The sequence below is a fragment of the Micromonospora sp. C95 genome (assembly GCF_018070465.1).
In the GTDB taxonomy this organism is placed as follows: Bacteria; Actinomycetota; Actinomycetes; order Mycobacteriales; family Micromonosporaceae; genus Micromonospora.
This window is the reverse complement of the sequence record NZ_JAGPXT010000026.1, coordinates 53,333-73,220: the sequence shown is the minus strand read 5'-3', so window position 1 is coordinate 73,220 and position 19,888 is coordinate 53,333. Positions and strand designations below refer to the sequence as shown.

The window sequence follows — 19,888 nt, the reverse complement described above, 5'->3', positions numbered from 1 at the left end:
GGGTTGCCGAGGGCGTGGTGGAGCCTGTCGGGGGCGGGGAGGGCGGGGTGGGCGGGGTGGGGAGTTCGGCGAGGGTGGCCGGGCGGGGGACGGGGCCGATGGCGGGTCGGGTCGTGGTGGCGGGCACCGTGGCGGCGACCGGGACGAGTTGGCGCTCGGGCAGCCGGCGGGGACCGGGCGGTATCGGGGCACCCAGGCCGGTGAGCGAGCTGACCCCGAGCCGTCCGGCGAGCACCGGCACCTGGTCCGGCTCGACCACGAAGATCACCTCGCGCGGGCGCACCGGCCGCAGCAGCACCAGCGCGGCGAGAATCACCAGCAGCGTCCCGCCGGTGAGCGAGCCCCAGGTGGCCGGGGCGATCCAGCCGGCCCGCAGTTCCGCACGCAGGTCGAGCGTCACCCCCGCCCCACCGTCGGGTCGCATCAGCACCAGACTCAGCCGCTGCCCGGCCAGGTCGTCGGGGTTCCATTCGAGTACGCCGTAGCCGGCGCGTACCCAGAAGGTCTGCGCGGCGGGTGCGGCCGGAACGGTCGGCGGTGCCCCCGCCTGCGGGGTCACCTGTTCCAGCCGGACCGGCAGTGGACCCCGGGCCAGCGACATCCGGAGCACCGCGGCGTGCGGCGCGCCGGCCAGCCACCGCTGCGCCTCGTCGGCCGGGGCCAGCCCGACGAAGGCCGGCCCGTCGGGGGTACGGGCGTCCAGCCGCAGCCGGGCCTGCCCGCCCCGGGCGAACGGCACCTCCCTGCGCACCAGCGCGTCGAGGTCGGTCACCACCACCGCGTGGCCCGGAGTCTGCACGGTCTCGAACCGGGCGGTGAACGCCCCGTCCGGGCCGGCGTGGCCGGTCAGCAGACCGAGCGCGGCCGCACCGATCAAGGCGGCGGTGCCGATGGTCAGCAGCAGCATTCCGGTAAGCGTCCACACGAAACGCATGCGCCCTGTTCCCCTCTGTAGCCAGACACCCGGCCGACCTTACCTACGCCGACCCGCCAATCAGCGGATATCCACGGCACGGACGCCGAAAGCGGGCCGGCCCGCCGGGGATCACCCCGGCGGGCCTGCGCTGCGGTGACGCCTCAGGGGGCTGGCGTCGCCGCCGTGTCGCCGGAGCGCCTGGTGCGGGCGAAGGCCAGCCCACCGAGCACCAGCCCGCCGAGGCCGGCGAGCAGCCCGGCGACGCCGAGGCCGACCGCCAGGCCGTTGCCGCCCTCGTCGTCGCTGTCGTCGGACTGCGCCTCAGCGGGCGAGTCCGCGGGTGCCTCCGTCGGCGTGTCGGCAGCGGCGGCGGCGGCGAGGGTGAGCACCGGTGCCGGGGCGGCCGGCTCCTCGCCACCGGCCTGCGGCTCGTCGATCCAGCGCACCACGGCACCGTCGGAGTAGGTCTGCAACGCCTTGAAGACCATCTGGTCCACCTCGGGCAGCGGGCCCATGGAGACCGGGAACTCCTGGAAGGTGCCGGGGGCGATGGCGGCTTCCTCCCCGGCCGTCCAAGTGATCTTGGAAACCACCTCGGTGATCTCGCTGCCGTGCACCTGCACCGGCGGGTCGACCTGCCGCTTCTCCACGGCCACCGACCAACCGGGCACCGGCATGGTCGACACCGAGCCGAGCGGCGCGTTCTCCGGCAGGAAGATCTCCAGCTTGGTGGTGGACGCGGTGTCGCTCTCGTTCGGCACCCGGAACGCGAGCCGGCCGTAGCCGCCCTGGGTGGCCTCGCGCGGATTGACCGTGACGTGCGCGGAGGCCGGAGCCACGAAGCCGAACACGGCCGTGGCGACGGCGCCGAGCGTCAGCGCGGCAGCGGTGGCGGCGAAACGCCGGTGACGGAACATCGATGGAACCTCTCTTATCGGACGGGCACGGTGGCGGTCACCGTGGCCTGGTCGATCTCGGTGGTACGAGCGGTGACCCGCAGTTCCCACTCCCCTGCCGCGGGCAGGCTGATCTCTCCGGTGGCGTGGTTGTCGGTGAGCGGCAGCAGGGGCACCTGGATCGGCTCGATGCCGGCCGCCGGCAGGGCGACCGTGACCTGCCACTCGACGACCGGCAGCGGCTGGTTGTCGAGCGTGTACGCGTACAGGTGCACCGAGTTGTTGCCCCGGCGGGCCGGCGACACCTCGATCTGCATGGAGTACAGCGAGCTGGTCGCGGTGGTGCTGAAGTAGCCGCTCTCGGCGGCGGACACGTCCGTGGAGACACTGCGGGCGGGGGTGGTCTGGACCAGGGTGGCCGACACCCCCAGCACGATCACGGTGATCGCCAGCTCGGCCCAGATCGCCCGGCGTACCGGGGCCGGTCGGCTGGCCGCCACCCGGGTGCGTACCAGGTGGCGGGAGTAGGCGGCCACCGCGATGACAAGCACGAAGAGGCCGATCTTGGCCAGCACCAGCCGCCCGTACGTGGTGTTCACCAGGGCCGCCGGGGTGGCCACCTCGATCAGCGCCTGGACGGTGCCGGCGAGCAGCAGCGCGGAGACCGCCAGGGCCGCCCACCGGGACCAGATCGGCAGGATCGCCCCCAGTTCCCGCTCGTCGGCCCGGGGCAGCAGGAACACGGCAAGCATCACCAATCCGCCCAACCAGACGGCCATGCCACCCAGGTGCACCGTGTCGACGAGCACGGACACCGCCGGGGCCGGCGAAGCGGCCGGATGCCCGGCGATCGGCCAGGTGAGCAGCGCTCCCACCGCGAGCACGCCCAGGATCACCAGGTCGGTTCGGCCCACCGGGCCGGCCAGCAGCGGCCGGAGCAGCAACGCCACCGCAGCCAACAGGCCGAGCCGGACCAGGTGCGCGGCGCCGAAGGCGCTGCCGAGCACCAGGCTCAACCCGTCGCCGGTGATGTCGAACAGTCCGCCGCCGCTGGTGTAGGGCACCTGGAGCAGGATCGCCGCCACCGTGGCGAGTGCCACCAGCCCGAGACCGGTCCAGGCCAGCCGGGCCGGCCCGCGTCGGGACAGCCGACGCGGCCAGAGCAGGGCGAGCACCAGCGCCGGCCCGATGACCAGCAGCAGTCCGGCGTAGCCGACGAACTTGGCGATCTTCACCGCGTTGCCGACCACCGGATTCGCCTGGCCGTCGTCGCCGCTGTCCACCGGCGGCTCGGAAGGCGCGCCCACCGAGTAGGTGAACGCGCCGGAGACCGGATGACTGTCTGCGGAGATCACCCGGTAGGTGACCAGGTAGGTGCCGTTGCCGCGACCGGTGTCCACCGGGATGTTCACCACACTGCCGGCGAAGGTGGGCTCGCCCTGATCCGCGCGCGACCCGTCCGGGGCGATCACCCGGATCCGGTCCGGCACCTTGCGGACCGTCTCGCTGAAGGTGAGCACCACCTCGGCCGGCGCGGCGGGCACCACAGCCGAGGCGGCCGGGCTGCTGCTGGACAGCACGGCGTGGGCGCTGGCCGGGCCGGCGGGGACGAGCAGCAGCGCCACGACGGTGACCAACAGGCCAGCGGTCGCGGCCAGCCGGGCGAACCGGCGGCGAAGGGCGGCAGTCATGACGCCCATGGTCGCTGACGACACCCGTTCCAGGCGAGCGCGCTCATCGATTGATACCGATTTCCCATGATCGGGCGCGGGCGCGCGGGGACCGGACCGGACGTCATAGGCGGATAGTCGGTCACAACAGTGGAAAAGTTCCCGGAGTGGCGCATTGCATGGAAGGGCCGAAGGACCCTGCTGCTCGCCGCGCCGCGGCGTAACCTGGGTTGTCGTGATCCCCGCCCCGCGCGACACCCCGCCACCGCCGACAGCGGCGGCGTCGCCACGGACCGCGCCGACGGTCGACCCCGGCGACCTGCCCGAGTGGCGCAGCACGCAGAGCCGGACCCGACCGTCGACCCGACCACCGGGTGGGCGCTGGCCGCCCGGGACGGCGACCCGGTCGCCCAGGCCGCGTTCGTCCGCGCCACCCAGGCCGAGGTGTGGCGGTTCGCCGCGGCGCTCGTCGATCCGGACAGCGCCGACGATCTCACCCAGGAGACCTACCTGCGGGCCTTCCGCGCGCTGCCCACCTTCGCCGGCCGGTCCAGCGCCCGCACCTGGCTGCTCGGCATCGCCCGGCGGACCTGCGCCGACCACCTGCGCACGGTGGTCCGGCGGCGGCGACTCGACCAGCGGCTCACCGCGCACGCGCACACCGACGTGCCACACCCCGACCCGGCCGGTCAGCTCGGCGCGAGCGACCTGGTCCGCCGGTTGGCCACCGAACGACGCGGGGCGTTCGTGCTGACCCAGTTGCTCGGCCTGTCGTACGCCGAGGCCGCCGCGGTGGAGGGGGTGCCGGTCGGCACCATCCGCTCCCGGGTGGCGCGGGCCCGGGCCGAGCTGGTCGACGCCGTCGGCGAGGCGTTGGCCGGATGAACGCCAACCTGCGCACCTGGCGCCCCTGGCTCGGTCTCGCCGTCCGACTCGGCCTGGCCGTCGTCTGGTTCTGGGCGGGCTGGTCGAAGGTCGGCGACCTGGCCGCCTCCGGCCGCTCGGTGAACGCCTACCAGGTCCTGCCGTACGACGTGGCGATGGTGGTCGGCGCGGCACTGCCCTTCGTCGAGCTGGCGTTGGGCCTGCTGCTGCTGATCGGGCTGGCCACCCGGCTGACCGCCGGGGTCTCCGCGGCCCTGCTGCTGGTCTTCATCGCCGGCATCGCCTCGGCCTGGTCGCGGGGGTTGGCCATCGACTGCGGCTGTTTCGGGGTGGGCGGCGAACTGCCGGCCGGGGAGACCCCCAGTTATCTCCCGGAGATCCTCCGGGACATCGGCTTCCTGGCGTTGGCCGGGTTCCTGCTGATCTGGCCCCGCACCGCCGTCTCCGCCGACGGCGCGCTGACGGGCGAACCGGTGGAGGACGACAATGAGTAGTCGCAAGGGGCGCAAGGACGCGGCCCGGGTGGTCCGGGAACAGATTGCCCGGGAGCGGCGCCGCAAGCGGACCCTGTGGATCTCGGTGGGCGCGGTGCTGGTGCTTGTCGTCGCCGGCCTGATCGGCTGGAGCGTCTGGTCCAGCCAGCAGTCCGACGAGTTCACCGCGCCGCCGGGCGCCAACGACGCAGGCACCGGCATCGTGGTCGGCTCCGGGCCGGTGACCGTCGACATCTACGAGGACTACATCTGCCCGGCCTGCAAGCAGTTCGAACAGACAAGCGGTGCCACCATCGATCAGTTGGTCGCCGACGGCAGGGTGCGGGTGGTCTACCACCCGGTGGCCTTCCTCGACCGCTACTCCAGCACCGACTACTCGACCCGGTCCTCGGCCGCGTCCGGCTGCGCCGCCGAGGGGGGCAAGTTCACCGAGTTCAGCGAGGCGCTGTTCGAGCGGCAGCCGCCGGAGGGCGGCGCCGGCCTGAGCGACGACGAGCTGATCGACATCGGGGCCGAGGTCGGGCTGGACCGCGACGGTTTCGCCAGCTGCGTCCGCGACGGCAAGTACCGGCCGTGGACCGAGCACGTCACCGCCGAGGCGAGTCAGGCCGACGTCACCGGCACGCCGACCATCCTGGTCGACGGGGAGCCGGTGCGGGAGTGGACGCCGGAGAACATCACCGCAGCGGTGGAGGCGGCCGGCCGGTGACCGTGCTCGCCCGGGTCGGGCTGCTGCTCGCCGCCACCGTCACCGCGGTCCTCGCGACCGCCGCCCCCGCCCCCGCCCTCGCCCACGGCGCGGACGCGCCGAACGGCACCGACTACCGGGTGAGCGTCACCGACGCCGGCCACCCGGACCTGCGGGTACGGGTCGTCGAGGCGGGTGCCCGGCTGGAACTGACGAACACCGGCGACAGCCCGGTCGAGGTGATCGGCTACTCGGGTGAGCCGTACCTGCGGATCGGACCGGACGGGGTCTACGAGAACTCCCGCTCGCCCGCGACGTACCTCAACCGCACGATCGTCGGCGACAGCGCCCTGCCGGCCGAGGCCGACCCGGCCGCCGAGCCGCGCTGGCACCGCGTCGACGGTGGGACGACGGCCCGCTGGCACGACCAGCGGGCCCTGTGGCGCGAGGCGGAACCGCCCGCCCAGGTCCGCGCCGCGCCCGACCGCGAGCACCGGGTACGCGACTGGGTGGTCCCGCTGCGCGGCGCGGACGGGCCGGCGGAGATCCGCGGCACCCTGGACTGGGTACCGCCGCCGGACGCGTACACCTGGTGGGTGGTGACCGTCGTCGGCGCGCTGGCGGTCGGTGCGCTCGGGGTGCTGCCGGCGGCCTCCGGCCCCGGCCGACGGGCCCTCGTCGCCCTCGGCGGGCTGCTGATCGTCGGCGGGGCCGCTGCGGTCGCGCTCGCGGTCGGCCGGACGCTCGACGCCGGGGCGCAGGGGCTGGGCGCCGTGCTGGCCGGTCTGCTGACCGGTCCGGTGTGGACCCTGCTGACCGGCCTGGGGGCGATCGCCGCCGGGGTGCGGGCGGTGCGCGGCGGAGGTGGATTCGCCGGGAGCGGTGAGCGGACGTCGGCTCCCCGTTCCGATGTCGACTTCGTGGTGGCGCTGGCCGGCGTCTGCCTGGCCCTGTTCGCCGGTGTGACGAACGCCGCCGGGTTCGCCCGGGCCGTGCTGCCGGTGCCGTGGCCGCCGACCGTCGCCCGGGTCCTGGTGATCCTCGTGCTGGTGGCCGGTGCCGGTGCGCTGGCCGCCGCGCTGCTGCGCCTGCACGCCGCCGCCCGCCGCCCGACTGCGACCTCGGCCGTCACTCGCTGATCGGCGTGCGCCCCGGCGCAGGGCGGAACGGGTAGGGCAGTTCGAGGCGGTGCCGGGCGAGCAGTTCCTCGTCGTCGAGCAGGACGGCTGTCGACCCGTCGGCCACGATCCGCCCGGCGTCGAGGATGACCGAGCGGTCGCAGAGTTCGAACGCGTACGGCAGGTCGTGGGTGACCATCAGCAGGGTCACCGGCAGGGTGCGCAGGATGCCGGCCAGTTCCCGCCGCGCCGCCGGGTCGAGGTTCGACGACGGCTCGTCGAGCACCAGGATCTCCGGCCGCATCGCCAGCACGGTGGCCACCGCCACCCGACGACGCTGCCCGAAGGAGAGGTGGTGCGGGGTCCGGTCGCGGTGTTCCGACATGCCCACCGCAGCCAGCGCCTCGTCCACGCGGGCGGCCAGTTCCGGCCCGCGCAGCCCGAGGTTGGCCGGCCCGAACGCCACGTCCTCGGCGACGGTGGGCAGAAAGAGCTGGTCGTCCGGATCCTGGAAGACGATGCCCACCCGGCGGCGGATCTCCGCGAGGGTCGCCCGGTCCTGGCCGATCGTCAGCCCACCGACCGCGATGTGTCCCTCGGTGGGGGTCAGGATGCCGTTGAGGTGCAGCACAAGCGTGGTCTTGCCGGCTCCGTTGGGCCCGAGCAGCGCGACCCGCTCGCCGCGCGCCACGGTCAGGTCGACGCCGTGCAGCGCGACATGGCCGTCGGGATAGGCGTACCGGACGCCACGGACGTCCAGGCTGGGCGGGGTGGGCTGCACGCTTCGATCATGTCAGGACGGCGGCCGTGGCGGCGACGGTGCCCGCCAGGACCGGGACGGTGGCCGCGATGAGCCACTGCCCGGTCGTCGCCGCCGCGGTGCCCTGCCACACCGTCGGCATCCGACCGGCGTAGCCACGCGACAGCATCGCCAGGTAGACCCGCTCGCCGCGCTCGAAGGCACGCAGGAACAGCGCCCCGACACCGGCGGCGAAGCCACGTAGCTGCCACACGAAGCGCGGGTCGTCGCCCCGGGAGATCCGGGCGACGCGCATCCGCCGGGCCTCGCCGACAAGCACGTCGAGGTAGCGCAGCATGAAGGTGGCGATCTGGGTGAGGATCTGCGGGCAGCGCAGCCGGTCCAGCCCCACGATCAGGTCACGGGTGTTCGTGGTCGCCGCCAGCAGCAGCGAGGCCCAGACGCCGAGGGTGCCCTTGGCGATGATGTTCCACGCGCCGTAGAGACCGTCGACCGACAGGTGCAGCCCGGCCACGTCGACCCGCTCGCCCGCGCCGAGGAACGGCAGGGCGACGGCGAAGAGCACGAACGGCAGCTCGATGGTCGAACGCAGCAGCAGCCAGCGGGCGTTCACCCGGGCCAGCGCCGCGACGGCCGCGACCAGCAGGGCGTACGCGCCGAAGGCCCAGAGCGCCTCGCGGGGGGTGGCGACCACGGCGATGGTGAACGCCACCATCGCCGCGATCTTGGCCTCCGGCGGTAACCGGTGCACCGGCGAGTCGGTGGCCCGGTACAGCAGGTGGGCGTGACCGGCCCCCACCTCGGTCACCCCTTGCTCGTGGCGGCAGGGTCGGTGCGCTCCGCCCCGGTGGCGTTCTCCCCCGCCGGCTGCCGGCGGCGGACCAGCCAGAACGCGCCACCGGCCACGGCGAAGGTCAGCAACACGCCCAGCACGCCGGAGAGCCCGGTGGAGAGGAAGTCGTTGTCCACGCCCGCGATGCCGTAGTCGGCGAGCGGTCCACCGATCTCGTGCTCCCGCTCCTGCTGCGCCGGACAACTGCCGCCGGTGATCTCGTCGTCGGCGTCGAAGGTGCAGCCCTCCCGCAGCGACGAGTCCAGCCCGTCCGGATGCGACGAGGCGAAGTTGCTGACCACGCCGGCCAGCAGCAGGGCGACGAGGAGCCCACCGACGAGGAAACCCCACTTTTTCACCGAACACCTCCGACGGTCGGGACGGTCACCGGCGCGGCCGGCTTCAGGGCACGCAGCGCGTACACCAGGTCGGGACGGACCTTCGCCACGGTGACCACCGTGGTCGCCGTGATCAGCCCTTCGCCGACGCCGATGAACAGGTGGGACACGGCCATGGTGCCGGCCAGGCCGGCCAGGTTGCCGCCGAGATCGGTGGTGCCGCCGAGCTGGTACTGCAGCACGAAGCCCATCGCCGCGACGACCACGCTGACCAGCGCGGCGACGAAGGCGGTGACCGCCAAGCCGGTCGGGCTGCGGGGCAGCACCCGCAGCAGCAGCGCGATCAGCAGGTACGCCACCGCGATGCCGATCACGGCCATGTTGGTGATGTTGAGCCCGAGCATGGCCACCCCGCCGTCACCGAAGACGAGGGCCTGCACCACGAGCACCACCGCGACGCAGAGCGCGCCGACCCAGGGCCCGACAAGCATCGCGGCGAGCGCACCGCCGAGCAGGTGGCCACTGACCCCGGCGGTGAAGATCGGAAAGTTGAGCATCTGCACGGCGAAGATGAACGCGGCGACCAGGCCGGCCATCGGTGCCAGCCGGTCGTCCAGGTCCTGCCGGCCACGCATGACGCAGTACGCCATCGCCGCCAGTGCGATCGCCGCGAAGACCGCGGCGACCGGACCGTTGATGATGCCGTTGGAGATGTGCATCGCCAGGGTTTCCACGTGACCTCCCTGCCGGCGGACCCGTGCCCGCTGGCAGGGGTGAGCCTATTTCCCGCACGCTGCTGTTGCCAATACCTTGCAACAGTGCCGTACGCCTCGTCTACCGTGCCGTGCCGGCAAGCCGGTTTCGCGCGGCGGTAGGGTCGTGCCATGACCGCACCCGACCGCCTCTCCCCCGGCGACCCGGCGCCCGGGTTCGACCTGCCCACCGACAGCGGCGGGCAGCTAACCCTGGCCGACCTGCGCGGTCGCAAGGTCGTGTTGTACGCCTACCCGGCTGCGATGACGCCCGGGTGCACCAAGCAGGCCTGCGACTTCCGTGACTCGTTGGCCTCCTTGCAGGCCGCCGGATACGAGGTGGTGGGCATCTCACCGGACAAGCCGGAGAAGCTGGCGAAGTTCCGCGAGCGCGACGCGATCACCTTTCCGCTTGTCGCCGACGTCGACAAGGCGGTGCTGACCGCCTACGGCGCGTACGGCGAGAAGCAGATGTACGGCCGGACGGTCACCGGCGTGATCCGCTCCACCTTCGTCATCGACGAGGAGGGCCGGATCGAGCGGGCGCTCTACAACGTCAAGGCCACCGGCCACGTCGCCAAGCTGCGCCGCGACCTCGGCCTGGACTGACCGTCCGCCGTGGCGGTGGTGCTGATCGTGGTGACCTCCCGCCGGCCTGTCGAGCTGATGGCACAAATGATTCAGCACGACAGAGCCCGCACCGAACGATCGGCCCCGACGACCGTCTAGACTTTCCCGGCCGGCGGGAGTGGCGTAACAGGCAGCCGCGCAGGTCTTAGGAACCTGTGTCCGAGAGGACGTGGGGGTTCGAATCCCCTCTCCCGCACCGATCGGCCTGTCGGCCTGGTCACCATCACGGGCGACCGGGTCGGTGACCGGGTCAGGATGAGCGACGTGAGTCTGCGCTTCGTCCTCGACCCCGAACTGACCGACGACCTGCGCGAACGGATCGTCGCGCTGTGGGTCGACGTGACGAACGCCGGCGGCGCGGTCGGCTTCGTGGCACCTGTCGACGCCGCGGAGGTCCGCACCATCGCCGACCCGACGCTGGCCGCCATCGCGGACGGGCCGGACCGGTTGCTGCTGGGTTACGACGGCGATCGGCTGGTCGCCATGGCGATCTTCACCGATCCCCGGTTCCACCTCAAGACGCACCTGCGGGTGCTCACCCGGGTGATGGTGCACCCCGACATGCAGGGACGCGGCTTCGGCGAGGCGCTGATGCGCGAGGCCGAACGGGTGGCGCGCCGCCTCGGACTGGCGGCGTTGCACGTCACCGTGCGAGACGGGTTCGGGCTCGACCGGTTCTACCGGCGGCTCGGGTACCACGAGGTGGGCCGCTGGCCCGCTGCGATCCGCGTCGCCCCCGGCGACGACCGCGACGAGATCCTCATGTGGCTCGACCTGACGGCAGCCCGGCAGGATGAACCCACAAACAGCTGACCGGCTCCCAGCGGGCGGCTTCGGCCGCCGGTCGAGGCCCGGGCGGCCGGTCGAAGCTCCGGCAGCCGGTGCAGGCTCGACGGGGCGCAGCGTCAGTCGCAGCCGGGCGACGGCGCGGCGAGCGGCGCGGTTGCGAACGCTTCGAAACCGGTCGGCTCGACCGACGCGGTCGCGTCGGCCGTCACCGCGACCGACGGTGTCGGCCGGGCCGAGGCACGGGTCGACGCGCTGGGCGACTGCTTCGCACGCGCTGCGGGTGTCCTGGTGGCCGTGGCCGGTCCGGCCGAGCTGCCTCCGTACATCCGGACGGAGCTGCGCTGCACCTTGCCCGGCGCCATCCGGATGCCCGTGGCGGTGGCCCGGTGTCCCCGGGTGTCGGTGACCCGGATCTGGTACGGGCCGGGCCCGGCACCGGAGTCGAGCAACCAGTAGTTGTAGCTCTCCCGCGCGGCCGCTCGCCACGGCCCCGAACTGCCCTGACGCACCTCGACCGAACGCAGCGGGTTGCCGTGGCCGGCGACCAGCACGGCGAACCACCACTGCGACGCGCCCTCCTTGATCCGGAAGGTGAGCGGACCGGACAGCGGCGGGTCGGCGACCAACCGGTAGCTGACGTCGACGATGCCCTGCACCGGATCCGCGATGCGGGCGAACGCCTCCCGGGACAGGTCGAGATGACCGGGCTCGCACTCGGGGCACTGGTCCATCACCATCACCCGTACGGTGCCCTTCGGCCCGGTCACCTCCAGGTACCCGCCGCAGGCGGCACCGTCGGCGTACTCGGCGGGGCCGAGCGCGACGTAGCGGCGGTCGGCCGGGGCGGCCGGGTAGGAGCAGTTCCCACCGGCACCGTTCGAGTCGTAGAAGGTCGCCTTCCCCTTGTGGAGGGTGCCGGCGGCGGGCGGGGCGAGCAGCGCACCGGCGGCCGGAAGCCCGACGGCCGGGCGGGCCGGTGCGGCGCAGGCGGGTGCGGCGCCGGAGCGGAGCGCGAGGCTGAGCCCGACGACCGTGGCGAGGCTGGCCACCGCCCCGCCGACCAGCCAACGACGCGGCGCGGAACGCCGAGCCGGAGACTGGCCGGCGAGGCCGTCGATTCCGTCGGTCACGTGCAGACATGCTGCCGGAGCGTCGACCGCCCGGACAAGCGAGCTAAGCGAAAGCTAAGACGAACTTGATCTCCGCTGCGCGGGGGTGGTCAGCCGACGCAGCGGCTCCACGGCGTCCGGGTGGCTGCGCAGCGCGTCCTCGATCCGGACCCGCCACACTCCGGCCTCGACCAGGTCGCGCCCGTCGTCGGGGGCCGAGCGCAGCCGGTCCCGCGTCTCCCGCAGCGGCTGCGCCACGCCACCGCCGAGCAGCCGTTCCAGCTCACCGGCGAGGCTGCGGAAACGCTCGTCGTCGGGTACCGCCCCGACCAGCGTCCGGGCCGCGTCCCACGCCACCCGGGGATGATGGATCACCGACATCTCAGACTCCTTGGTCGAGGTCCGCCTCGGCCATCATCGATCCGCCGGCCGACCGGCGGCAAGAGCTGTCCGTCGGTCGTCGCCGAGCCGTGTCCACCTGGTCAGTCGGTCAGTTCCACCGGGTCGCCGAGCCGCACCCGGCCCGCCTCCAGCGGCACCAGGTTGAGTCCGAACAGGATCTTGCGGTCGATGTTGCGGTGCCGGGCGAGGGTCCGCAACGGCTCCCGGCCGCGTACGCCGGTCTCCTGGTCGGTGGTGACGACCAGGCAGCGGGCCGACGGGCCGGCGGCGCGGAAGCGGACGCCGCCGATGCGCAGCCCGCGCCCGGCCCAGTCGTCCTCCGCCCAGGCAGGGGCGTCGTCGAGCACCAGGTTGGGCCGGAAGCGGGTCATCGGCACCGGCTGCGCGCCGCCCGCGACGAGCCAGTCGCCGAGCGCCGCCAGCGATGCCGTGCTGGTCAACAGCACCGGGTACGCGTCGGCGAAGCTGACCTGGTCCCCAGGGTCGTACTTCCGGTCGCCGCGTGCAATGTGCCGGGTCGGTCGAGCCAGTCGGACCAGCCGGACCGGTCGGTCGAGCACCGCACCGAACCAGGCGTCGGCGGCCGGTCCGGCCGGCAGCGCGTCGACCCGCAGCACCCGCCGCCGGAACGTCCGCACCGGCACCGGGGTGACGTCGGCCGGCTCGGGCACCACCAGATCGGGATGACCGTCGGCGCGCAGCAGCAGCCCGTCGGGGCCGGGGCTGGCATGCACCCGGACCAGCGACGTGACGTCGCGCTGGGTGACACCGATCCCCTCGGCGTCGACAAGCATCCAGCGTCGGTCGTCCTCCAGCCCCCACGGTCGGACGTCGGCCGCACCGTGCACAAGACCACGGCAACCCTTGACCGGATAGGTGGTGATCCCGCTCAACCGCACCCGGCCACCATGCCACGCCGATGCCGTCGCCCGGGTACCAGTGGTTCGCCGGCGTCTCGGGTGCCGCTCGGCGGCGTTGCACAGCAGCACGGCGGGCGGCCAGCGGGCCGAGGTATGCAGCACTTTGTCGTCGTGCCGGGCGACCGCGACCAGGCGTTTCGGAAAGGCGGCGACGGGGGCCAGGCGGGTACGGGCGATCGCCCGACGCACCTTGACGGCATCCACCGCTGCCTTCTAACAGACCTCGGGAAACGTCGGGGCAACAAATGGGATTCGAGCGTTTCGCGAACTTCCACAATGTTCGGCACGGTATCCCGGTACACCCATACGTCGAAACACGAATGGAACGCAAGGGGGAATGCGAGCACGAAGTGAGAATTAGTAGCATCCCACCATGCGCCAACACCACGGGGACGTCGAGACCGAGACCCTGTTCCTCGATCGGCCACCAGCGGCTGGCACGTCTGCTGACGAGCAGCAGCCGTCAGATCCGGCTGAAAGCCCGCCGCGACGGCGCCGCTGGCGGCGAACCCTGCTGATCACCTGCCTGGTCCTGGTGGTGCTGGCCGGGGGCGGCATGCTCGCCAGCGGCCTTTACCTTCGGTCCGTCGAGTCCGGCATCGAGCGGGTCGACGCCTTCGAGGGCGTGCCGGAGGAGTCGCGCCCCCAGGTGGTGGCGAAGGACGCGATGAACATCATGATCCTGGGCAGCGACTCCCGGGATCCGGAGAGCAGCTCCGGCTCCCGCACCGACACCATCATCCTGGCGCACCTGCCCGCCGACCGGTCGAGCGCGCAGCTCATCTCGATCCCCCGGGACACCTGGGTCAGCGTGCCCAGATCCGCGCAGGGCCGGGGAGGCCGGGACGCGAAGATCAACGCAGCGTACGCGTGGGGCGGTGTGCCGCTGATGGTGCAGACGGTCGAGACGTTCACCAAAGTCCGCATCGACCACGTGACGATGGTCGACTTCGCCGGCTTCAAGGAGATAGTGGACGCCCTTGACGGCATCGAGATCACCGTCGAGAAGGGCTTCACCTCACGGCACTCGCTGAACCCGGACGGCCGGCGAGAGTTCGTCGCGGGAAAGCAGACCATGGATGGCTCCGCCGCGCTGGACTACGCCCGGGAACGGTACGTCTTCGCCGACGGTGACTTCACCCGCATCAAGCACCAGCAGCAGGTCATCAAGGCAATCCTGGACAAGGCCGCCTCCGGGGGCACGCTGGCCAGCCCGTCGAAACTGAACTCCTTCGTCCGGGCCACGGCCGACGCGGTGGCGGTGGACGAGTCGATGTCCCTGCTCGACCTCGGGATGGAGTTGCGCCACCTCCGGGGCGGGAACCTCGACTTCTACACCTGCCCGACCAAGGGAACGGGCCGCATCGGCACCGAGAGTGTCGTGCTGGCCGACAAAGCAAAGGCCGACAAGCTCTTCGACGCGGTCCGTCGCGACGCGGTGCCGGAGATCAAATCCGCCGCCAAGTAGGAAGGTGACGGATCATTATCACGATGGCGGTCAATGCAGCCCGACCGTATCCTGCGGTCGCTCTTCGAGTCTTGTAGCGCGACCGAGGGTTCCACGGGGGGAGCTCCACCATGACAAGCCAACCAGCGACGAGCACCACCGCGCCCGCCGCCCTTCGCGCCGGGCTCGACACCACCGCGGTCCTGCCGTACGCGGGATCCCGGGCATCGTCGCGCACGCGCTGGTTACGGGCGTGGATGATGACGCTTCCCATCGACATCGCCGCGCTGATCACACCCTTGCTGGTGAGCCAGACCTACTGGCGCGGAACGCTTGCCAACGCCGTCCTCACGGTGGCCATCTTCGGGACTGGTGGACTTTACCGGCCCCGTCGGCACGCAGGATTCCTGGACGAGCTTCCGATCCTGTGTGGACGGCTGCTGGCATCCGCCGCCGTAGTGGCGATCATCGCAGCGCTTCGGCACTCCTCCGTGGAGTACGTCGACGGTTTCATTCGTGGTGTCGCGCTCGCGGCGGGGCTGGTGATCGCCGGCCGGGCACTCAGCCGGACGCTGATCATCCTCGTACGCAAGCAGCGGTGGGTGGAGCACAACGCCATCGTCATCGGCAGCGGGCCCATCGGCCTCGAACTCGCCCGGCTGCTGCGCCGCTATCCGCAGTACGGCCTACGGTTCGTCGGTTGCGTCGACGCGCCAACTCGACCGGACGCCGACGCCGTACCGCTGAGCGGCACTCTCGATGACCTCGAACAGCTCGTACGGCTGCTGGAGTGCGAGGTCCTGGTCATCGCAGACCCGAGCTGCCCCGAGTCCGCGCTGATGGAGACTCTGCTGCTACCCCGCAGCTCCCGCTGCGATCTCTGGGCGGTGCCGCGGCTGTGGGGCTCCGGCACACAGGGTGGATACCCGGACCACATCGGCGCCATCCCGATCATCAAGATCAGCGACATCACCCTCTCCGGTCCACGCTGGGCCGTCAAGCGGGCCTCCGACCTGACGTTCGCCACGGTGGCACTGATCCTGCTGGCCCCGCTGCTACTGCTCTGCGCCGTCGCGACCTTCATCGATGGGGGTCGCGGCATCTTCTTCCACCAGGAGCGGATCGGCCGGTACGGCAAGCCCTTCAAGGTCATCAAGTTCCGGACCATGCGCCCGCTGGACGAACAGGAGTCGCAGACCAACTGGTCGATCGCGCACGACCGCCGAGTCGGGCCAATCGGGCGGTTCATGCGGCGCACGTCGTTGGACGAGTTGCCTCAACTGTGGAACGTTCTCCGCGGCGACATGAGCGTGGTCGGACCACGGCCGGAGCGGCCGTACTTCGTCGAGAAGTTCTCCGCGGAGTACCCGACCTATGCGGCGCGCCACCGGGTGCCCGTCGGCCTCACCGGGCTCGCACAGGTCAGCGGCCTGCGCGGGGACACGCCGATCTCCGACCGCGCGCGGTTCGACAACTACTACATCGAAAACTGGTCGCTCTGGCTCGACATCAAGGTCCTGTTGCGTACGGTCGCGGAAGTCCTTCGCGGTGGCGGCCGCTGACGGCAGACCAGCTGAGCAGCCGTCGTGCGTCGGCTATGCCCTTCGCGCCAGTGCCTCCTCGATAGCCGTGGACCAGTGCCGGGCAAAGCGTTCGAGGCTGTTCTCCGCCCGGACGAACGCGGTGGCCTCGGCGACCGCTCGCTGCCGGGATGGAAGCAGCCTCAGCGCCCGGACGAACTCGTCCAGGTCGCCGGCCGATGCGGTGAGTTCACCGTACGCCGGCACCTGGGCGACCAACGAGCGCACGTAACCCACCCGCGTCGTGACCACGGCCGCGCCGGTGGCCATCGCCTCCAAGATGGCCAGCGAGCATGCCTCGTAGTCGCTCGGCGCGAGCACGCAGTCCACCGCCTGGATCCAGGTTCTCAACTCCATCGGCGACAAGACGCCAAGGCTGGTCGCGCCGGCGACCGAGCCCGAGCCCGCGCTCAACAGGCGGTAGCCGGCGCGGGACGCGGCGGCTACCGCTATGTCCGGTCGCTTGCGCGCCTCCGCGCGTCCGATGAAGAGCGCAAGCCGCTCGGCGGCATCGACCTGCACCTGCTTGCGGGCCGTGTCGCGGTCGCCGATGGCGAACATCGAGATGTCGACGCCGTTCGGAATCACCCGGTGAACCCGCAGCCGGTACCACCGCGCCAATTCGGCGGCCGTCGGTTCGGAGACCGCGACCCGGTACGCGTTGATACCCGACCAGATCTCCTTGGCTGCTCCCTTGACCAGGAATTGCGTCCTCCATGGCAGGGAGTAGTCGTTGGTTCGGCATCCCAACCGTACGTGGTCCACCCAGCACCCGTGGTAGACATGGATTCGCGGGGCCTTCGTACGTCCACTGACCATTCCATTGGTGATGGCCAGATCGTGCGGGAGCTTGGCCACCTCGGTGGCGCTGACCACGGTGGCGGTGCCGCCCAGTCCTCCGATAACCTCGCTCAGCGTGTGGCAGAACCGCTCGACGCCACCCGAGTTGTTTGCCGGATCCGGACTGGCGATCGCAATCCTCATCGTCGCGGCCGAACCGACAAGCGCCGCCAGGCAGCGCGGACGAGTGGTGTCATCCGTCGGGCGAACAGCGATGCCTGTTCACGACCTGGCCCGCGGATCAATCCTTGCTCACGTAGCCAGGCACCGTGCTTGCGCAGGAAGTACCAGTTGTTGCGGAGCACCGAAAACTCGTACCGGAACTTCGACTTCCTGTCGATGCCGCCGCCGAGGCGGGATCGGGCATAGGTGTAGCCCCGGTCAGTCACCACAACCCGGTAACCAGCCCGCGCCGCTGTAACGTACAGGTCCGTCTCCTCACGGTAGAAGTTGCCCGTGTACGCCTCGTCGTACCCAACCGTTTCGAAGACAGACCGCCGGAACAGCGCGTTTGCCGGCATCCACACGCACTGTGTCCAGGACGCCTCAGGAAAGAGCCCAGGTCGATCCAGTTGCGGCCCACCGGGTGCACGCGGCGCCTGCGAGATCACCTCCTCGATGCTCCCCATCTCGCTCAGGTTGAACCAGGGCACACCGACGACATCCGCGCTCGCCTCTTGCGCTGTCCGGAGTAGCTCAACGATCAGATTCTCGCTCGGCACATCGTCATCGTCGATGAGGAGCACCCACTCCGAGTTCACGGCCCGGATCCCAGTGTTCCTGGCGCGGGGTGGGCCGACGCTGCGCTCATTGACGAGGACGCGCAGCCGGGCGTCGTCGCAAGCGAGGCGCTGTAGCCGGGCCGCGGTGTCGTCCGTGCTCCCGTCGACCACGAAGATCACCTCCCGCACAACCGGCTGCGCCAGCGCCCAACGCGCCCTCGCGTGGGCAAGGTCGCTCCTGTTGCGGGTGGGAACGACCACGGACACTGGGCCCAGGCTCGAATCCTCCGCCCCGACCGGGTTCTGCGGCACACCCGTCACCATGACCTCCCGATCAATCTCCACTCGGGTCGGTGGCAGATCCCGCCCGGATGGCGAGTATGCCGGCAGCCAGGCCGGCCACCAGTGGCCACCGGCTCGTCTCGGACAGGAACGGTGCAGTCATGAAACACACCGGCATCACCAGGCAGAACGCGGCCGCCGTGCGAGCGACGACGTCGCTACCGGGATCGCGCAGACGGGCGAGCCCCGCTATGCCCGCGACCAGGAAGAACAGGACGACGAGCAACGGCGCGGCAGGGCCGTACCGGAGCCAGTCCTGCAACAGTTGGTTGTGCACGTAGATGCGCTCCGCCTGAGCCGCAGCAAGGCCCGGGATCTGCGGGGCGAGCGGACCGATCCCGGTCCAGAAGTTCGCGCGGACATGCTGCCATCCGATCCGAAGATCCTCGATATGGCCGCCGGTCGATGCCGTCTGGTGTTCCACCCCCGCAGGCCCGGATCCTGATGGCGGCACGCTCGGACCGACAGGCACGGGCGAGTTGGCCTGTCCACTCGGTGGCGGTGCAGCCGCGGATGCGGCCGGACCGCCGGCCGGGTCCGGCCGAGTCGTCGTGGATGCGGAACTGGTTGCGGTCGCTCCGTTGGCTGTGGCGGGCGCACTGGCCGTGGCGGGCGCACTGGCCTTAGGGCGGTCACCCGTCGGAGACGGATCGTTGGTCGGAGCCGTCCCGCTGTCCCCGACCTCGAAGCTTCCGGTACTGCGGAGACCGACATCGGCGGCGAGGCCCGGTGCGGCGAACACCACAACCGCCACCGTGAGGCCGGCGAAGGCGAGCCGCTGAAGGATCCACCGCCACCGCGACCAGGCAACCACGAGCGCGGCGACGACGACCACCAGCGCCGCGAGCCACACGCTGCGGCGGAAGCTGATGACGATCAGCAGCGGCGCCGCGACGGCCACGCTCATGTGCTGCCAGTCCCAACGCCAACCGGTGTCCCCGAGTAGGCCGATGAAGACTGCCGCCGCTATCGCGGGCAACGCCGAATCGTAGTAAACGAAATAGGCGCTGAGCCGTTCATCGGCGATCTCGCCGAACGGGATGGCGACGGCTGCCGCGACGAGCAGGAGGGTCAGGGCCACTCCGACCGTGACCGGGAGCAACTTACGGTCGTCCGGTAGCCACCGCAGACTCATCCCGATGACAAGCCCCAGGACCAGCAGGACAAAGGGGCGAGCGTTCTGGTTGACGGCAGAGAAGAGCGACTGCCCGTGGATCAGGCCGGCGGTGGTGGCCACGACGACGAGGGCAACGGCGAGGCCGAGCAGCACCCCCCGGAGAGAACGGAGCCGAGCGGGCTGTGCAGGCCACCATCGTGCGACGGCTGCCAACGCAGCCGTCAACGCGAGCGGCAGAATGGCCGGAATCTTCCCGGAACTGATCAGCAGTTGGTGACCGAAGGTGGTCAGCTCCCCGAAGCGCCCATTCGGCTTGATCTCCTGGGCGAGCAGCGCCACCAGCAGGATGCCGGCCACGGGGAACCGGAGCACGAGGAGCGGAAGCACGACCGCGAGGAGGATCCCGACGGGCGAGGGCAGGGTCCACGCGAGGTACGCGGCGGAGAACGCGGCACCCGTCCAGGACGCCCACGTGAGCGGATGCCGGGCGGTCGCGGCGAGAGGACGCCATCCGCGGAGTATCGGGTGCGGTCTGATCCCCGCATTCTCGGCGGATGCGGAACCGCCCGCGGGCCGACGGCACGGCTGGACGTCGGTATCAGTGCCCGAACCAGTCGAAGTCCCTCTGGAACCCATCGCCG

21 protein-coding genes and 1 tRNA gene are annotated in these 19,888 nt (G+C 71.5%); 9 read left to right on the top strand and 13 right to left on the bottom strand.

Translation table 11 applies throughout. The features are described 5' to 3' along the window. From KBX00_RS29880 to KBX00_RS23770, 3 genes are all read right to left on the bottom strand, one after another. Window positions 1–934 (bottom strand): hypothetical protein (locus KBX00_RS29880; protein ID WP_210830276.1); only part of this gene is annotated, 934 nt, incomplete at its 3' end. A 143-nt stretch (window positions 935–1,077) separates the two neighbouring features. Further along, window positions 1,078–1,833 carry a YcnI family protein gene (locus tag KBX00_RS23775; protein ID WP_210830275.1) on the bottom strand — a complete coding sequence of 252 codons (756 nt, stop codon included), beginning with the start codon at window positions 1,831–1,833 and terminating at the stop codon, window positions 1,078–1,080. A gap of 14 nt (window positions 1,834–1,847) precedes the next feature. Then, window positions 1,848–3,503 carry a copper resistance CopC/CopD family protein gene (locus KBX00_RS23770; protein WP_374225356.1) on the bottom strand — a complete coding sequence of 552 codons (1,656 nt, stop codon included), beginning with the start codon at window positions 3,501–3,503 and terminating at the stop codon, window positions 1,848–1,850. Between the two features lie 306 nt (window positions 3,504–3,809). Here KBX00_RS23770 and KBX00_RS23765 point away from each other — a divergent pair, with 306 nt between their 5' ends. From KBX00_RS23765 to KBX00_RS23750, 4 genes are read left to right on the top strand one after another with little or no spacing between them, the layout of a single operon-like run. Further along, window positions 3,810–4,367, top strand: coding sequence for a sigma-70 family RNA polymerase sigma factor (locus tag KBX00_RS23765; RefSeq protein ID WP_210830274.1), 558 nt, complete (start codon window positions 3,810–3,812; stop codon window positions 4,365–4,367). Next, a complete protein-coding gene (locus KBX00_RS23760) occupies window positions 4,364–4,861 on the top strand; it encodes a MauE/DoxX family redox-associated membrane protein (RefSeq protein ID WP_210830273.1) in 498 nt (165 codons plus the stop codon). The genes KBX00_RS23765 and KBX00_RS23760 overlap by 4 nt, the downstream gene beginning before the upstream one ends. After that, the gene (locus KBX00_RS23755) at window positions 4,854–5,570 is read left to right on the top strand and encodes a thioredoxin domain-containing protein (protein ID WP_210830272.1); all 717 of its coding nucleotides are present in this window, start codon (window positions 4,854–4,856) and stop codon (window positions 5,568–5,570) included. Before KBX00_RS23760 ends, KBX00_RS23755 begins: the two co-directional genes overlap by 8 nt. Continuing rightward, the gene (locus KBX00_RS23750; RefSeq protein WP_210830271.1) at window positions 5,567–6,688 is read left to right on the top strand and encodes a hypothetical protein; all 1,122 of its coding nucleotides are present in this window, start codon (window positions 5,567–5,569) and stop codon (window positions 6,686–6,688) included. Before KBX00_RS23755 ends, KBX00_RS23750 begins: the two co-directional genes overlap by 4 nt. On the opposite strand, the gene KBX00_RS23745 is transcribed toward KBX00_RS23750, so the two are convergent. Genes KBX00_RS23745 through KBX00_RS23730 form a run of 4 tightly spaced genes read right to left on the bottom strand, consistent with a single transcriptional unit; the run spans window position 6,678 to window position 9,331 of the window. After that, complete coding sequence (locus tag KBX00_RS23745) at window positions 6,678–7,448, bottom strand: energy-coupling factor ABC transporter ATP-binding protein (RefSeq protein WP_210830270.1); 771 nt, start codon at window positions 7,446–7,448, stop codon at window positions 6,678–6,680. The genes KBX00_RS23750 and KBX00_RS23745 overlap by 11 nt on opposite strands. 7 nt (window positions 7,449–7,455) lie before the next feature. Then, window positions 7,456–8,226 (bottom strand): cobalt ECF transporter T component CbiQ, encoded by a 771-nt coding sequence (gene cbiQ, locus KBX00_RS23740; RefSeq protein ID WP_210830283.1) that lies wholly within the window; start codon window positions 8,224–8,226, stop codon window positions 7,456–7,458. 5 nt (window positions 8,227–8,231) lie between these two features. Then, complete coding sequence (locus tag KBX00_RS23735) at window positions 8,232–8,618, bottom strand: PDGLE domain-containing protein (protein ID WP_210830269.1); 387 nt, start codon at window positions 8,616–8,618, stop codon at window positions 8,232–8,234. Continuing rightward, window positions 8,615–9,331 (bottom strand): energy-coupling factor ABC transporter permease, encoded by a 717-nt coding sequence (locus KBX00_RS23730; RefSeq protein ID WP_210830268.1) that lies wholly within the window; start codon window positions 9,329–9,331, stop codon window positions 8,615–8,617. The genes KBX00_RS23735 and KBX00_RS23730 overlap by 4 nt, the downstream gene beginning before the upstream one ends. Before the next feature lie 150 nt (window positions 9,332–9,481). Between KBX00_RS23730 and bcp the strand changes: the two genes are divergently transcribed. The 3 genes from bcp (at window position 9,482) to KBX00_RS23715 (ending at window position 10,792) form a co-directional block, all read left to right on the top strand. Then, complete coding sequence (bcp, locus tag KBX00_RS23725) at window positions 9,482–9,958, top strand: thioredoxin-dependent thiol peroxidase (RefSeq protein ID WP_210830267.1); 477 nt, start codon at window positions 9,482–9,484, stop codon at window positions 9,956–9,958. Window positions 9,959–10,091: 133 nt separating this feature from the next. Then, window positions 10,092–10,175, top strand: a tRNA-Leu gene (locus KBX00_RS23720). Window positions 10,176–10,243: 68 nt separating this feature from the next. Further along, entirely contained in the window at window positions 10,244–10,792 is a 549-nt protein-coding gene (locus KBX00_RS23715) for a GNAT family N-acetyltransferase (RefSeq protein WP_210830282.1), read from the top strand. Window positions 10,793–10,884: 92 nt separating this feature from the next. On the opposite strand, the gene KBX00_RS23710 is transcribed toward KBX00_RS23715, so the two are convergent. The 3 genes from KBX00_RS23710 to KBX00_RS23700 all read right to left on the bottom strand — a co-directional run bounded on the left by KBX00_RS23710 (window position 10,885) and on the right by KBX00_RS23700 (window position 13,178). Beyond that, window positions 10,885–11,898: an expansin EXLX1 family cellulose-binding protein gene (locus KBX00_RS23710; RefSeq protein ID WP_307869061.1), complete on the bottom strand. Its 1,014-nt coding sequence runs from the start codon at window positions 11,896–11,898 to the stop codon at window positions 10,885–10,887. 54 nt (window positions 11,899–11,952) lie between these two features. After that, window positions 11,953–12,258: a hypothetical protein gene (locus KBX00_RS23705; RefSeq protein WP_210830266.1), complete on the bottom strand. Its 306-nt coding sequence runs from the start codon at window positions 12,256–12,258 to the stop codon at window positions 11,953–11,955. Window positions 12,259–12,359: 101 nt separating this feature from the next. Continuing rightward, on the bottom strand, window positions 12,360–13,178 hold the full coding sequence (locus tag KBX00_RS23700; protein ID WP_210830280.1) for an MOSC domain-containing protein: 819 nt from the start codon (window positions 13,176–13,178) through the stop codon (window positions 12,360–12,362). A 394-nt stretch (window positions 13,179–13,572) separates the two neighbouring features. On the opposite strand from KBX00_RS23700, the gene KBX00_RS23690 reads away from it, so the two are divergent. Together KBX00_RS23690 and KBX00_RS23685 are read left to right on the top strand one after the other, a co-directional pair. After that, window positions 13,573–14,667 carry an LCP family protein gene (locus KBX00_RS23690; RefSeq protein WP_210830265.1) on the top strand — a complete coding sequence of 365 codons (1,095 nt, stop codon included), beginning with the start codon at window positions 13,573–13,575 and terminating at the stop codon, window positions 14,665–14,667. 110 nt (window positions 14,668–14,777) lie between these two features. Further along, complete coding sequence (locus KBX00_RS23685; RefSeq protein ID WP_210830264.1) at window positions 14,778–16,208, top strand: sugar transferase; 1,431 nt, start codon at window positions 14,778–14,780, stop codon at window positions 16,206–16,208. A gap of 33 nt (window positions 16,209–16,241) precedes the next feature. Here the strand turns inward: KBX00_RS23685 and KBX00_RS29725 are convergent, their stop codons facing one another. The 3 genes from KBX00_RS29725 to KBX00_RS29720 all read right to left on the bottom strand — a co-directional run bounded on the left by KBX00_RS29725 (window position 16,242) and on the right by KBX00_RS29720 (window position 19,604). Beyond that, window positions 16,242–17,102: a glycosyltransferase family 4 protein gene (locus KBX00_RS29725; protein WP_210830263.1), complete on the bottom strand. Its 861-nt coding sequence runs from the start codon at window positions 17,100–17,102 to the stop codon at window positions 16,242–16,244. Window positions 17,103–17,206: 104 nt separating this feature from the next. Further along, window positions 17,207–18,055 (bottom strand): glycosyltransferase family 2 protein, encoded by an 849-nt coding sequence (locus KBX00_RS23675; RefSeq protein ID WP_210830262.1) that lies wholly within the window; start codon window positions 18,053–18,055, stop codon window positions 17,207–17,209. A gap of 67 nt (window positions 18,056–18,122) precedes the next feature. Continuing rightward, the gene (locus tag KBX00_RS29720) at window positions 18,123–19,604 is read right to left on the bottom strand and encodes an O-antigen ligase family protein (protein ID WP_210830261.1); all 1,482 of its coding nucleotides are present in this window, start codon (window positions 19,602–19,604) and stop codon (window positions 18,123–18,125) included. Window positions 19,605–19,888 lie beyond the last annotated feature (284 nt).

Excerpts from the sequence above, each read along its gene's own strand:
- bcp (WP_210830267.1), top strand. The coding sequence starts at position 9,482 with ATGACCGCACCCGACCGCCTCTCCCCCGGCGACCCGGCGCCCGGGTTC.
- KBX00_RS23685 (WP_210830264.1), top strand. The coding sequence starts at position 14,778 with ATGACAAGCCAACCAGCGACGAGCACCACCGCGCCCGCCGCCCTTCGC.
- KBX00_RS23690 (WP_210830265.1), top strand. The coding sequence starts at position 13,573 with ATGCGCCAACACCACGGGGACGTCGAGACCGAGACCCTGTTCCTCGAT.
- KBX00_RS23770 (WP_374225356.1), bottom strand. The coding sequence starts at position 3,503 with ATGACTGCCGCCCTTCGCCGCCGGTTCGCCCGGCTGGCCGCGACCGCT.
- KBX00_RS23775 (WP_210830275.1), bottom strand. The coding sequence starts at position 1,833 with ATGTTCCGTCACCGGCGTTTCGCCGCCACCGCTGCCGCGCTGACGCTC.
- KBX00_RS23755 (WP_210830272.1), top strand. The coding sequence starts at position 4,854 with ATGAGTAGTCGCAAGGGGCGCAAGGACGCGGCCCGGGTGGTCCGGGAA.
- KBX00_RS23705 (WP_210830266.1), bottom strand. The coding sequence starts at position 12,258 with ATGTCGGTGATCCATCATCCCCGGGTGGCGTGGGACGCGGCCCGGACG.
- KBX00_RS23760 (WP_210830273.1), top strand. The coding sequence starts at position 4,364 with ATGAACGCCAACCTGCGCACCTGGCGCCCCTGGCTCGGTCTCGCCGTC.